The 12,851-nt window shown below is 43.8% G+C and carries 19 protein-coding genes and 1 pseudogene; 1 reads left to right on the top strand and 19 read right to left on the bottom strand.

The window, feature by feature from the left end; translation table 11 throughout:
* Window positions 1-13 precede the first annotated feature (13 nt).
* The 17 genes and pseudogenes from PUN35_RS12200 to acpS all read right to left on the bottom strand — a co-directional run bounded on the left by PUN35_RS12200 (window position 14) and on the right by acpS (window position 9,960).
* Window positions 14-457: a MarR family winged helix-turn-helix transcriptional regulator gene (locus PUN35_RS12200; RefSeq protein WP_014475883.1), complete on the bottom strand. Its 444-nt coding sequence runs from the start codon at window positions 455-457 to the stop codon at window positions 14-16.
* Window positions 441-881 carry an EVE domain-containing protein gene (locus tag PUN35_RS12205; protein WP_014478903.1) on the bottom strand — a complete coding sequence of 147 codons (441 nt, stop codon included), beginning with the start codon at window positions 879-881 and terminating at the stop codon, window positions 441-443. The genes PUN35_RS12200 and PUN35_RS12205 overlap by 17 nt, the downstream gene beginning before the upstream one ends.
* Window positions 878-1,113: pseudogene (locus PUN35_RS12210) on the bottom strand (hypothetical protein). The gene PUN35_RS12205 and the pseudogene PUN35_RS12210 overlap by 4 nt, the downstream one beginning before the upstream one ends.
* Window positions 1,114-1,120: 7 nt before the next feature.
* Window positions 1,121-1,303: an SRPBCC family protein gene (locus PUN35_RS12215; protein WP_014478901.1), complete on the bottom strand. Its 183-nt coding sequence runs from the start codon at window positions 1,301-1,303 to the stop codon at window positions 1,121-1,123.
* 109 nt (window positions 1,304-1,412) lie between these two features.
* Window positions 1,413-2,012: a phosphoserine phosphatase RsbX gene (gene rsbX, locus PUN35_RS12220; protein ID WP_003246608.1), complete on the bottom strand. Its 600-nt coding sequence runs from the start codon at window positions 2,010-2,012 to the stop codon at window positions 1,413-1,415.
* Window positions 2,012-2,800, bottom strand: coding sequence for an RNA polymerase sigma factor SigB (sigB, locus tag PUN35_RS12225; RefSeq protein ID WP_003246715.1), 789 nt, complete (start codon window positions 2,798-2,800; stop codon window positions 2,012-2,014). Before sigB ends, rsbX begins: the two co-directional genes overlap by 1 nt.
* Window positions 2,766-3,248 (bottom strand): anti-sigma B factor RsbW, encoded by a 483-nt coding sequence (gene rsbW / locus PUN35_RS12230; RefSeq protein WP_003234299.1) that lies wholly within the window; start codon window positions 3,246-3,248, stop codon window positions 2,766-2,768. The genes sigB and rsbW overlap by 35 nt, the downstream gene beginning before the upstream one ends.
* Window positions 3,245-3,574: an anti-sigma factor antagonist RsbV gene (rsbV, locus tag PUN35_RS12235; protein WP_003234298.1), complete on the bottom strand. Its 330-nt coding sequence runs from the start codon at window positions 3,572-3,574 to the stop codon at window positions 3,245-3,247. Before rsbV ends, rsbW begins: the two co-directional genes overlap by 4 nt.
* Before the next feature lie 68 nt (window positions 3,575-3,642).
* On the bottom strand, window positions 3,643-4,650 hold the full coding sequence (rsbU, locus tag PUN35_RS12240) for a phosphoserine phosphatase RsbU (protein ID WP_014478900.1): 1,008 nt from the start codon (window positions 4,648-4,650) through the stop codon (window positions 3,643-3,645).
* Between the two features lie 11 nt (window positions 4,651-4,661).
* Window positions 4,662-5,063 (bottom strand): serine/threonine-protein kinase RsbT, encoded by a 402-nt coding sequence (rsbT, locus tag PUN35_RS12245; protein WP_014478899.1) that lies wholly within the window; start codon window positions 5,061-5,063, stop codon window positions 4,662-4,664.
* Window positions 5,064-5,066: 3 nt separating this feature from the next.
* Window positions 5,067-5,432, bottom strand: coding sequence for an RsbT antagonist protein RsbS (gene rsbS, locus PUN35_RS12250; protein ID WP_003225190.1), 366 nt, complete (start codon window positions 5,430-5,432; stop codon window positions 5,067-5,069).
* Window positions 5,433-5,436: 4 nt separating this feature from the next.
* Entirely contained in the window at window positions 5,437-6,261 is an 825-nt protein-coding gene (gene rsbRA / locus PUN35_RS12255; RefSeq protein WP_009966610.1) for an RsbT co-antagonist protein RsbRA, read from the bottom strand.
* 115 nt (window positions 6,262-6,376) lie between these two features.
* The gene (gene ndoA / locus PUN35_RS12260; protein ID WP_003156187.1) at window positions 6,377-6,727 is read right to left on the bottom strand and encodes a type II toxin-antitoxin system endoribonuclease NdoA; all 351 of its coding nucleotides are present in this window, start codon (window positions 6,725-6,727) and stop codon (window positions 6,377-6,379) included.
* A 4-nt stretch (window positions 6,728-6,731) separates the two neighbouring features.
* Window positions 6,732-7,013 carry a type II toxin-antitoxin system antitoxin EndoAI gene (endB, locus tag PUN35_RS12265; RefSeq protein WP_003225183.1) on the bottom strand — a complete coding sequence of 94 codons (282 nt, stop codon included), beginning with the start codon at window positions 7,011-7,013 and terminating at the stop codon, window positions 6,732-6,734.
* A gap of 115 nt (window positions 7,014-7,128) precedes the next feature.
* Complete coding sequence (gene alr / locus PUN35_RS12270) at window positions 7,129-8,298, bottom strand: alanine racemase (RefSeq protein WP_014478898.1); 1,170 nt, start codon at window positions 8,296-8,298, stop codon at window positions 7,129-7,131.
* Window positions 8,299-8,412: 114 nt separating this feature from the next.
* Window positions 8,413-9,429 (bottom strand): LolA family protein, encoded by a 1,017-nt coding sequence (locus tag PUN35_RS12275; protein WP_003234282.1) that lies wholly within the window; start codon window positions 9,427-9,429, stop codon window positions 8,413-8,415.
* 165 nt (window positions 9,430-9,594) lie between these two features.
* A complete protein-coding gene (gene acpS / locus PUN35_RS12280; RefSeq protein WP_014478897.1) occupies window positions 9,595-9,960 on the bottom strand; it encodes a holo-ACP synthase in 366 nt (121 codons plus the stop codon).
* 94 nt (window positions 9,961-10,054) lie between these two features.
* On the opposite strand from acpS, the gene PUN35_RS12285 reads away from it, so the two are divergent.
* Window positions 10,055-10,654 carry a rhomboid family intramembrane serine protease gene (locus tag PUN35_RS12285; RefSeq protein WP_014478896.1) on the top strand — a complete coding sequence of 200 codons (600 nt, stop codon included), beginning with the start codon at window positions 10,055-10,057 and terminating at the stop codon, window positions 10,652-10,654.
* Window positions 10,655-10,835: 181 nt separating this feature from the next.
* Here PUN35_RS12285 and PUN35_RS12290 read toward each other — a convergent pair whose 3' ends face one another.
* Both PUN35_RS12290 and PUN35_RS12295 read right to left on the bottom strand, forming a co-directional pair.
* Window positions 10,836-12,317, bottom strand: coding sequence for a PH domain-containing protein (locus PUN35_RS12290; protein WP_033882204.1), 1,482 nt, complete (start codon window positions 12,315-12,317; stop codon window positions 10,836-10,838).
* On the bottom strand, window positions 12,307-12,786 hold the full coding sequence (locus PUN35_RS12295; RefSeq protein ID WP_003234318.1) for a PH domain-containing protein: 480 nt from the start codon (window positions 12,784-12,786) through the stop codon (window positions 12,307-12,309). The genes PUN35_RS12290 and PUN35_RS12295 overlap by 11 nt, the downstream gene beginning before the upstream one ends.
* Window positions 12,787-12,851 lie beyond the last annotated feature (65 nt).

Below are 12,851 nucleotides of genomic sequence, written 5' to 3' on the forward strand. Positions count from 1 at the left end.
GCTGCCCGTCTCTTTACTCATGTTTCAATAGTTCCTGTAATCCGCTCAGAAAATTCTCTTTTTTCATCGCAGCTGCAAAGAAGGCTTGATCAATCTTCTCAACAATTGGCAAAGCCGCTGTTACTTTTTCTCCTCCTGTTTCTGTAAGAGACAGGAGAACCTCTCTTTTATCTTGGGGATTTTTGCTTCTTTCGATAAATCCTTTTTTCTCAAGCGTCCGCACAACCTCCGAAACCATCATGATATTGGTCTGGCTGAAGCTTGCAAGTTTTTTTTGCGTGACGGTTTCTCCGTGAGCAATCATATACTTGCACGAGGTCAGCAGAACAAATTGAACGTGGGTCAGGTCAAACTCAGCCAATGCTTTTCCCACTTTCCGCTGCCAGCTTTGCGTGGCCTGCCATAATAAAAAGCCCGGGCTTGTGTTCGGACCGCTAAATTTAGAGTGCCATTCCACTTATGTTAACTCCCATCGCTTGTGCTATTGTCAAAAAATCTTTTTTGCTTACTTCAAAGTGTCCACTGCGAAATAAAAAGCCAAGATGCTTGGTTTCCTGAACAAATTCAAGCTTTGATTTAATGTCGTAAAAACCGATTTTATGGCATGGATAATAGTCTATATCTAATCGGTATGGAATAAAATTCGGAGCCATTTGATACGGATAGATGTTTCCGCTTTTTACTTTGCCGATCGCAGTAAAGCTTCGCAGCAGTTTGCCGTCTGGATATGCGTCTCTCGGAGAATAATAAATCAGCCAATCTCCCTCTTTCATTTTGGCGAGCGGGGCTTTTTTTCCATGGCACAGCTGTGCAAAACCGCCGGCAGCGCCTTTTAATACATGCTGCTCTGACACAACGCCGATCCAGTAATTTGTGTTCATTTTATCACTCCTCCGTAAAGATGGACAAGCCTGCTGACAGCCGTCGGCATGTCTTTAGACAGTTCAGTCCCAATGATTTCTCCCCACTTTTTTGCTTCAGCGCCTTCTAATACAATTCCATATGTGATACGCAAATCTTCTTTTTGCTTTTGAAGCACGTGAGAAAACTCCATTTTTACATTGTTATGCGGCATGTTGGCCATGACAGAAAATGACCGATGTTTCTCCACATGCTCAAGTCAAAAAGGAACTGTATGTCCTTGCAGAAGCAATGTTCCTTCCGTTCCCTTTTGAAACGGTCCCTTCAAAGATGCTGATGCAATACCCGCATCCCATTGATCCCATGTTTCTGTTTCCTGATAACGGCTCCAGATTTTTTCTATATTCGCATCAGCTACCGCAGTGTATTCATAATTCCACATCCCATAAGCCCCCTAAATGATAAGTTCACTTATTAATTATAATAAGTGAACTTACTAATAGTCAACCGCAAAAAAAGAAGCCGGATGTCCAGCTTCTTTTTCAGGTTTCCTAGGACAGCTGTCCGAGAATATAGGTCAGGTCATCTTTTCTCGATGTCGTATACATCTTCAGCGAATTCGATATTTCTTCTACCGATTGGCCTTTTTTTAAATGGGAGCGGATATCAGGTACGTTGAGTCCATCTGTATGTATAATGAACTTTGAACCCTTTTCATAGGTGGCGGTGTGCGTTTTGTATTTTTGCGGCTTGCCTGATAAATAGCCCGAAATCGGCAGAGGATAAAAGCTTTCACCAGACGGGGAATGCAGAATAAACCGTACATTTCCGACAGAGCAGTACGTAAACTGCCTTTGCTCAAAATTGATTTTCAGGATAGATGCTGTAGCGCCTCTTTTGTTTTTCATCGCCTGATTACAGCGTTCGATAATGCTTTCTACGTCTTCACTCGCATAGTTTTCCACTAAGTCTTTGATGGCTGCAGAGGATTCGTTAGCAAGTGATCCACTTCCCAGTCCGTCAGCAACCGCGCAAATTAACTCCTTATCATCAGCTTTCATAAAAAAGCTGTCACCGCAAATCGATTTCCCTTCTTTATTCAGTTGATATACTAGAGTTTGAATATGCTCGTTTTCTTCAACCTGGATCATTACATTAACTCCATCGAGGGATCTTCAATCAAGGCCTCTCTGAGCTTCTTCACAGCTTTGCGTTGCAAGCGCGAGACGTGCATTTGAGATATACCGAGAATGTCCCCAGTTTCTTTTTGGCTTTTGTTTTGTATATACGTAAGGTCTATGATTTGTTTTTCACGGTCTGAAAGGACATGAAGCACGCTTTGCAGCATCAATTGCTGGTTAACCCGCTCATATCCGTCCTCCTGTGATCCGACGATATCAAGAATCGTGACGGTGCTTCCGTCCGAATCCGCTTCAATGCTGTGGTCAACGGATAAGGCTTGATAGCTTTTGCCCATTTCCATCGTTTCAAGAACCTCTTCTTCAGAAACATCGAGGAATTCGGCAATCTCTTCGACTTTCGGCGATCTTTGTGTTTCAGTGGTCAGCTGATCAACCGCCATTTTGATTCTTGGACCCAGTTCTTTAATTCGTCTCGGCACATGAACGCTCCATGTTTTATCTCTGAGGAAACGTTTAATTTCACCGATGATTGTCGGGATTGCAAAAGCTTCAAACGATTTGCCGACAACAGGATCGTATCGCTTAATCGCGCCTAGCAGCCCGATCATGCCGACCTGGCGGAGATCCTCGTGGAAGCTTTTGCCTTTTGAGTATTTTTTCGCAAGCATGTCAACCAGATTTGTGTACACCCGCACAAGCGTTTCCTGCGCTTGTTCATCTTGCTTTGTTTGGTAATCGCTTATGAGCCGATCGACTTCATCTTTAGTTAGTTTCGTAGTTTTTGATGGTTGTGTCATGATCAACTCGCTCCCCATTTAAATACTTTGTCATCGCTACGGTGACGCCGGAGTGGTTTTGCACTCTGACTTCATCCATGAGCGTTTCCATTAAATATAGACCGAGCCCTCCTTCTGATAATTGATCAACTGTGTGCGAAGGTGTGTACGGCCCTAGATCCTGCTGCTTTTGATCAAAGTCAAAGCTGTCTCCTTCATCCGCCACAATAACCTCTAAACGGTCTTCAAACACACCGAATCGTATTGACACTTCCCCATTTTTATCTTCTTTGTAAGCGTGCTGAACCGCATTTGTGCACGCCTCACTGACTGCGATTTTCAAGTCTTCAATTTCATCGTACGTATAGCCCATTCTGCTTGCGACCCCTGACAGCGTCAGTCTTATAATTCCCACATATTCAGGTTGGGCCGGCACTTTCATTTCGATGTAATCAGCATTATTCTTCATTGCACTCCACCTTCTGACTTTGCAGAAATATCAATGATGTCCTTCAAGCCTGTAATGTCAAACAGTCGGATCAGCCGTTCAGAAAGATTTTCAAGTTTCAGCGAACCACCTTGTTTTTTCACCATTTTAAAGGTCCCTACAAAAACGCCCAATCCGGTACTGTCCATGTAGCTGACATCTTTCAGGCAAATTCTTAAGTCAGCTCCTTGTTCTGCCAGAGGAACGAGCTTCTCTCTAAGCACCGGGGCTGAGTATACATCAATTTCTCCTGCAATGTTTACTTGTATATCATTCTCGTTTTGCTTCACATCAACATTTATATTCATTCGTATCACCTCAAATTTTCCTTCAAATCACTAATCACTAGTTGCTTTATACCCTCGTCTGGCAGACGTTAAACCTTTCTCCGCAAAACAATTAACGTAAAATCATCGTGAAGCTGAAAATCCTGCAATTTGAGGAGGCTGTCATAAATGTTTTTGACCATTTCCTGCGCGGAGGAACACATATGTTCCTCAATGAGCTTCTGCAGATCAGGACGCTCCAAGAAACCGTTTTCCGTTCTGCATTCTGTGACGCCATCAGAAAATAAAACAATCATATCGCCCTTTTCCAGATGCTGATCGAATTGTTTGTAGTCATAGTCCTGCGAGATGCCGAGAACGAGTCCTTTGGCCTCTAAATCGTAAAACGTGTTGTCCTTTTGAGAATAATAGAATCCCGGTTCATGTCCCGCTGAAGCATATGTAAATTGATGATTGTCCATATTGTAATTCGCATAAAACATCGTAATAAACATACTGGCATCAACGTTTTGTTCAACAACACGATTCAAATTTTTCAGCACTTGAGAAGGGTGTATGCCCGTTTCTGGCAAAGAGTCCATCGCGTATTTAATCATGGACATGCATAAAGCCGCTGGAATGCCTTTTCCGATCACGTCCGCGATTGCAATATTGATGGATTCCTTGTCTTTGACAAAGTGGTAGTAATCACCGCTCATCTGTTTAGCGGGAACACTGATGGCGCCGATATCCAGCGCTTCCTCCTGAGGAACTTTAGTTCCGAGCAGCGTCTGCTGGACATTTGCCGCGATTTCAATTTCTGATTTGATTTCCTGCTGTATCCCTCTAAGGGTTTGATGCTCCTGATAAGCCATTCCATAACCAATCATGACTTCTATTAAAAAATCCAGCGAATGAAACACATCTTCCGGGAGACTTGGATACAGCTCCTTCAGCACTTTTCTGTGAATGCTGATGATTTCTTCCGGAGGAATTTGGTGCTCGATTGTTTTTCGGCTGAATTTTTGGGCTTGATATAAAGATGTTTCTGTTAATTCGGCTATATATCGGCTAAGCAGCTGATGATACCGCTGCTCAATAACCTCCCTAAAATCCACGTTCTTACCTCCTACCGAAGCCATTTGATGGCTTGTATCTCTGTTCCTTCCCCCGTTACGGAATTTAAGCTGAATTCATCCATCAGCCTTTTGACCCCGGGAAGTCCCGCACCAAGTCCTCCAGACGTTGAAAACCCGTCTTCCATGACTTTTCGGATATCAGGAATTCCCGGCCCTTGGTCTTCCGCTATGATTTTCAGGCCTTTTTTTCCTCTGTCTGCGACCTGTTCAATTCCAATCTGCCCTTTGCCGGCATATAAATAAATATTCCTGGCTAATTCTGAAATAGCCGTTGTAATTCTAGCCTGGTCTACCGTGCCGAAACCCAGTTCTTTCGCAACGTTTCGTCCCAGCTGTCTGGCGGCCACAATATCCCATTCTGTCATGATTTTTACACAGGATTGGTCGTTCATTCGCTATTCCCCCAATTCCCGCTTCAATGTCTCAAGCCCCTGCTCTAAGTCGAGCGCAGTTTCGATTTCCTCAAGCGCGATTCCAAGTTCAATCAGCGTCACTGCCACAGCGGGCTGAATGCCGGTCAAGACGACTTTAGCCCCCATTAACTTAGACATTGTAATGACGTCGCCCAGCACTTTCGCGATAAATGAATCAATCATATCCACAGATGTCAGGTCAATGACGACTCCGTTAGCACCTGTTTCGTATATTTTATTTAATAAGTCTTCTTGAAAAGTTAATGCTGTCTGGTCATCAAGTTCCCATTGAATGGATACTAATAAGCAATTATACAGTTTCAAGATCGGGATTTTCGGATGTCTCAAAATGTTATTCCCCCAATGAAACGATTTTTCGATCCGTCATTTCCAATGCTGTTTGAATTCCTTTTTGCAGGGTATTCTTAGTTATAACTTGGGATAAATCAATCCCCAGGTTGACGATTGTTTGAGCAATTTCCGGACGGATTCCGGCCAGCAGGCATTTTGCTCCGACAAGCCTTACAGCTTCTGATGCCTGAATAATATGATGGGCAACCATCGTATCGACGACAGGGACACCTGTAATGTCAATCAGCACGACTTGGGAACGGTGTTTGACGACGCCATTAAGAAGGTTTTCCATAATTCGTTTCGCGCGTTCGGTATCAATTGTTCCGACAAGAGGCATCACAGTGATATTTTCAAACACCGGGATAAGCGGGGCAGACAGCTCTTGCAGTGCGATTTTTTGCAGAGATACTGTTTTTTCCCATGAGATTGAGTATTGATTAAAAATTTCTGTGTTAATCGGGCTGAAAAAGCGGTCAATCTGCCAGATTAATTCCGTGCTCTCTTGATCTGGCAATCTCTTATCATTCATTTTCGTGTAGAGACGCTTCCAGAATTCAGCAAGCGCAGTAGCCAAAAACTTCATAGACAGTCCGATTTGGACTGCTCGAAGCGCCAGTTCGCTGATTTGGCTTTCAGCAGCGTTTTCGTCCTTAACAGACAGCAGCAGAATGTCGATATATTCTTTAGATATATTTTCATACACTTGGTCAGTCAGCTGATAGGATTCTTGCTCGCTTAATTCTTTTAGTGTGTCAGTCCACAATTGGAGCAGTTCATTTTGATTTTCGGCAATGAACTGGTATACAGTCTGATTCGACATCAAATTCGCTTACCTCCCAATAAAAAACAACATATTTTTTTCGTTATTTCACTATTATATCGTTTATGTTTTTTGAAAACAAAAAAAGTTGCTCTATTTGAGCAACCTGCAAATATGTCTAAAAATCAATGAGTGCCAAACTGATTTGTAAGGCTTCATCAACCTTATCCATCATTTCATCATCCAGATGAGTAATCTTATCCGTTAACCTTTGCTTGTCAATCGTCCGAATTTGCTCCAGCAAAATAACGGAATCTCTTTCAAAACCGTAGCGTTTTGCATCGATTTCGACGTGGGTTGGTAATTTCGCTTTCTGTATTTGTGCTGTTATGGCTGCAACAATAGCAGTTGGGCTGAAGCGATTTCCGATGTCATTTTGGATCACTAAGACCGGGCGCACCCCGCCTTGCTCTGAGCCAACAACAGGAGATAAATCAGCAAAATAAACATCGCCGCGTTTCACAATCAAATGATTATCCTCCGCTGACTAAGCGCTCAACTGTCGTTTCAGCCTCGCACTCCGCAAAGTGAGCCTCAGAAGAAATATTCAGGTTGATTTTCGCCATTTCCATATAGCCGCGTCTCATCAAATCACGGTTGTGACGAGTTGTTCGTTCGCTGACATATGCTCTCACTGCTTGTGATATCAGTTCGTTTCTGCTTCGTTTCTCCCGCATCGCTACACCATCCAATTCAGCTACTAGGTTTTCGGGCAAGCTGATTTTCATTTCGGTTCTTGCGCTGGATTCAGACAAAAAACATACACCTCCACCAAACTTACGGATACGACTCTTTTATCCATCCAGTGATAATGATACCATTATTCACTCTTCAAGCAAAGCTGTTTTATGAATTCTCCATTTAGGTAAGTTAATTGCTTGTATTTACCTGCAATAAAGGATTTCTTACTTCCATTATACTCCCATTTTCCAAAAACATACGGGGAACACGGGAACTTATTGTACAGGCCACCTCATAGTTAATGGTTTCGAGCCTTCCTGCAATCTCATCCATGGAAATATATTCATCCCCCTGCCGGCCAATTAATGTGACTTTTGTGCCCGGCGGATATTCCTGATCCAGCTCCACCATAAATTGGTCCATGCAAATTCGGCCGGCAATTTTCAAGCGTTTTCCCTTCACAAGGATGTCAGTCCCTTTCAATTTTCGGAGCCAGCCGTCCGCATAGCCTACAGGCACCGTCCCGATCCATGTGTCTTTTTCTGCTGTGTACTCGGCTCCGTAGCTGACGCTCTCGCCTTTTCTGATCAGTTTGACATGCGACAGCGTCGAATGCAGGGTAAATGCCGGACGCAGCTGAAACGGTATCTCGTCCGAAATGTCAGCAGACGGGCGAAGGCCATACATGCCGATGCCGAATCTGACTGCATTAAAAAAGCCTTTTTTCAGCCGGAGTCCGGCGGCGCTGTTCGCGCAGTGGACCATCAGATTCTTTAACGGCAGCGGAGCAATCAGCTCTTTAAAGCGCTCAAACTGCATTAAGAAATAGCCTCTTTCTTTTTCATCCGCTGTCGCAAAATGGGTAAATACCCCTTTGCACTTTAAACGAGGGTTGCGGTCAAGAATGGCCATCACGTTCTGAACTTCTTCCTCTGTTTTTACACCAAGCCTGTTCATCCCCGTATCGACCTTCAGATGAAAATGAAGATAACCTTTTTTCGTGTGGCGGGCAGCCTCCTGAAGCCATTCAACAGAATAACCCGTTAAGGTCACGTCATACTCAGCAGCGATTGCCACATACTCCGGGGGAACCGCGCCGAGCACCAATATAGGCGCCTTCAATCCCTTTTTACGCAGTGAAATCGCTTCATCCAAAATGGCCACCGCCAAGCATGAAGCACCTGCGTCAAGAGCAGCCTTTGCTGTTTCTGCATCACCATGCCCGTAGGCGTTTGCTTTCACAACTGCCATCAGGTGGACATGTTCACCGATATGTTTTTTCATATTGCTGACATTTTCCTTTATCGCGGACAAGTCAATTTCCGCCCACGTATCTCTGTAAAAAGGTTTTGTGCTCATTACGACACTTCCTAGCTTTTATTCAATATCATTTACATATCATACTAAAATTAAAGGCTAAAGGGAAACGATGTCTAACGAAAAAAAGGCCAAATCATGTTTGGCCTTTGGCGGTTATTTCGATGATTGTCCCTGCATGCTTTTCGCTACTGTCACCATTTCCTCTTTAGAAAGATCTTTAGAAGAGAGAAGGTAATCTACGCCGTCATATGTCCATGATAATGATGCATCCGACAGGGCGCCGATGGTGTAGCCGAGATTTACCGGTTCGCCGTTCAGCGTAACGGAGGAGGAAGCCTTGGCAATCTGGGCTTTTTCCTGAATTAACGTAAATGATTTTTCTCCTCCGTACGTCATGATGATGCGCTTCCCGTCTTCAGTAGATATATCTTTTTCTTCAAGCAGCTTGACGCCAAGCGGCAGTTCCAGCGGCGTTTTGACCGCAAATGTATCGGAAGGCTTCGCGCTTGTGGCGACATCCATTTGAGAAAGGGTCATATTTTTCTTTTCATCAAATGATTCTTTATCAAATTGTTTATTAAATTCAAAGCTGCTGAATTCTACTTTGACCATCACTTTGCGGTCAGTATCCATCACTTTGACAGATGACGGGCTCATATCTTTTTTGTTAAATGTGATTTCTTGCGTGGGCAGCATTTTGTTATGCTGATAGTTTGTTTTTGTTTCGAATACGTATTTCTTTTCTTTCGCTGTGAAAACTGCATCCGAATCGTTTTGAACATCCTTTACGAGCGATTCAAACAGATAAACCTGGCTGCTGTTGTTCGGCCAATCGCTTTGAAATCTGAAGCTCTTATTTAAAGACGGCGTGAGAACGAATACTCCGTTTTCATTTCGTAAAATGACTTGGTTTTGGTCCTTTTTCGGATTTTCTAAATAAACCCTGTACAGAGACGGCTTTTTGTGCCAGATTTCCACATTGTATACTTGAGGCTCACTCCCTGTCTCGATGGTCATTTTCGCTTTTGCTTTGTACGAGGTGTATTCTTTCGCCTTTTCATCTAACCCGGCCACAATATCTTGCTGTGTTTTTTGCCCGCAGGCAGAAAGAATAAGAACAGCAAGCAGTCCCGTTAAAAGCAAAACAAAGCTTTTTCTCACCTTTTTCAACCCCTTTTTCTCAATTGATGTAAAAGGAAGAAATCGCTTGTTTGACTTTAACGGTACGCTCGGTACACGTTTAGGCAGAACAGATGCGTACCATAAAAGCCTCAAACAACTTGTCTCCCTTAATGCACTATCAAATATATGAGTGGGGTTTCCCTAATATGCAGACTAGCTTGACAACCTTTCAATCACAACCTGCGCGGCAGCGTATTCTTTTGTATGAGTGATCGATACGTGAACGGCGGCCTGGCTCAGTTTCGTGCAAATGATATAGGGCTTGCTATTTTGGTCTTTCCTAATTTCAATGTCCTGAAAGCTGAGCTGCCTCCCAATGCCGGTGCCAAACGCTTTCGAGAAAGCTTCTTTTGCCGCGAATCTGCCCGCGAGAAATTCGATTTTTCTTTTCTCTGAAAGCTCATAGTATTGGTCAAGCTCGCTTCGCGTCAAAATCCGCTCGGCAAACCTTTTCTGGCGCCCAGCCATAGAGGCGATGCGTTTAAGCTCGGTAATGTCCAGCCCAATGCCGTAAATCATGTATGATAACCTCCTTTGCGTACGTACTATTTAAATGGTTTGTCTCATAAACGTGTTACTATAGATATACCAAAATGAAGAAAAGGGGCTCGGAATGTTTATACGGACTGAAAATTTTCAAACATTTATCAGGCTTTACCCCGTTGTCACCTTTATATTGGCTTTGCAAGCTGTTCTCTGGCTGTTTTTTTCACTTCCTGCCCATTCAGTCGTGTTATGGAGGGATACCGTCACAGGCTATAATCTAGGTGTCGCAAACGGTGAATGGTGGCGGCTGATCACACCGATTTTGCTGCACGCCGGTTTCACACATCTGCTGTTTAATTCCATGTCCATCTTTTTATTTGCCCCAGCTTTGGAACGCATGCTGGGAAAAGCGCATTTTCTTCTTGTATACGCCGGCTCCGGCATCATCGGCAATATTGGCACTTATGTTACAGAGCCGCTTGATTACGTGCATGTCGGTGCTTCAGGCGCAATTTTCGGGCTATTCGGCGTGTACCTGTTTATGGTTCTTTTTCGCAATGAGCTAATAGGGCAGGAGCATTCCAAAATGATCATCACACTGCTCGCATTTGCCGTTCTCATGTCATTTATCAACTCCAATATTAACATGATGGCTCATCTGTTTGGACTATGCGGCGGGTTTCTTCTTTCGTTTTTGTGTGTGCAAAAAAAAGAGCGGCGGTATTAACCGTCCGCTTCAGATTGTTGACAAAATCCTAAAATGGTTTTCATTTTAGGGTTTTGTCATCTTTTCAGCGTGATTGAAAACCTTGAAGTCTAGGAGCGGAGCGAATGTTCTAATTCGTGAGCACCGAAGCGCAGTCCTGACAACGAATGCGAGGGTTTGTCGACACGCTGGAGCGGCGGTATTAACCGTCCGCTTTTTCATATGAGTACCAGTTTAAAATGAAGGCTGCATCCTCTTCACCTACATCCCTCACCGTTAATTCTTCCATATGGCTCGATGATTTCACTGAAGTAGAAATGGTATACAAGCGGCCTTTCTTTTGGAAATAGGATTGGCTGAACTTGCAGACCTGCATTCGTTTTTTCAGTACAATGGCGGTTGTTCTGCCTATAAATCTAGACGTCAGCTGAAGACGGTCCCCGTTGATCGTCCATGCAGCCTCTTTATACGCGAGATAGCCGAAGAGCAACTCTATCGGCAGCAGGATGACTGACAGATAGCCCCATGGCTGAAAGAAGATACATAACGGAATGATCAAAAAGAGTGAAAAAATGACAGAACGGAACAAATAGCGTTTCAACGCGCGCCGCGGCAGGCGTCGGCAGTTTTCTTCCAGCGTATATTCCGGCGTAAATGTTCGGAGCATGTACGGAAGCTTTTTTTTATGAATCATTGGAAAGAGAATGGTCAAAGCGCCTTCTTCTTTTTCCCGGTCGCCGCCTCCTGCGCTGACGATAGACACCGTTACAAATCCGAAAAGCTGGCGAATGATATTTTCTTTGATTTTAATGGCTTGTATTTTTCGCAACGGAATCGTGACTTGATGTTTTTCAATAATTCCCCTTGAAATCACCAGTTCCTGCTCTTTTTTTATGATTTGAAAGTTCGCGTATCTAAACATCATGCCCGCGATGCTGAAAATCCAGGCGATAAATAAACCGATAAAAACGAGTACCGCGTAAATACCAATACTGGCGTGCTGAAGGAAGGAAAATTTATCAAATAACCAATCCATTGGCAGCACTTCATCAAGCTGGGAAATAAGTGCAAATACAGCGGAGATAATGACTCCGATTCCGCCGGAGGTAGAAGCGGCCAAGAGCAATTCTTTCGCGTTCATGCGATAGTGCTCTTGCACCTCAACGGCCGGAACCAACTCCTCTTCAGGTTCAAGCCGTTCTTCATCAAGTTCATTTTCTCGTCTTTGCGCTTTTTTCTTAAAGACAGCTTCTTTGATGCGTTCCGCTTCTTCAACAGAAATAGCAGAAAGAACGGCTTCTGCCTCCTTGCCTCCGCCTGCTGTTTCAATTTGCAGCTTCACAAGCTTAAAGATTTGCTGGACAAGGCCCGCGCTCGTATTCATTGTTTGAATCCGATCAATCGATATGTATCGCTTTTTCGTAACAAATAAGCCTTCTTCAATTCTAAATTCATCATCTTCAATTCGATAGGTAAACCTTCTCCATTTGATAATGCTTGCCGCTACAAGCCAGATGAACAGCACACCGAGCGCAATGGCTCCGTAAAAACGGACAGTATGGTTTGAATTGACAATATACACAAAAAAGAATGGCAGAATGATATTTTTTATCGTTTGAATAATGGTATGGCATAAATTCAAAATGACTGCCGCCGGGTGCAGGCGTTTCGGTTCAGACATCATCGTCAGTCACCCTCGCCAGACGGGAAATGGAGTCTCTCAGCCGATCCGCTTCCTCCATCTCTAAAGCGGGGATCGAATGAACGGTCGCGGCCGTGGAAATTTTCACCGTTGCCAGGTTGTATTTTTTTAATAATGGCCCTTGTGACGTATCGACGTGCTGAACTCTGACCATCGGAACAATCACACGTGTCACCACAAAAATACCTGACTGAATATCTATTTCATGTTCATGGACTTCATATCGCCACACCTTATGACGGACCTTCGGAATGATAAAGACCGTCACAATCGATCCCAGCAGCCAAACTGCGCCGAGCACGCCGCTGATCCAGTACGGCCAATGAAAATAATAGCTTAACACTGCAACTGCAATGACAATAAGCAAGCAAACAGCGGATATGATGATCTCTTGAAGTCGCCAAACCTTTAATCCGTCTGGACTGATTTGGTTTTTTGGCTGCTCTCTCAAAAATACCTACCTCCCTTTTTTTCGTCGTTATTTATACGTCTCTTTTACAGAAAGGTTTCATTCTT

Origin of the sequence: Bacillus sp. N3378-2at (assembly GCF_033412715.1) — a bacterium.
In the GTDB taxonomy this organism is placed as follows: domain Bacteria; phylum Bacillota; class Bacilli; order Bacillales; family Bacillaceae; genus Bacillus; species Bacillus subtilis.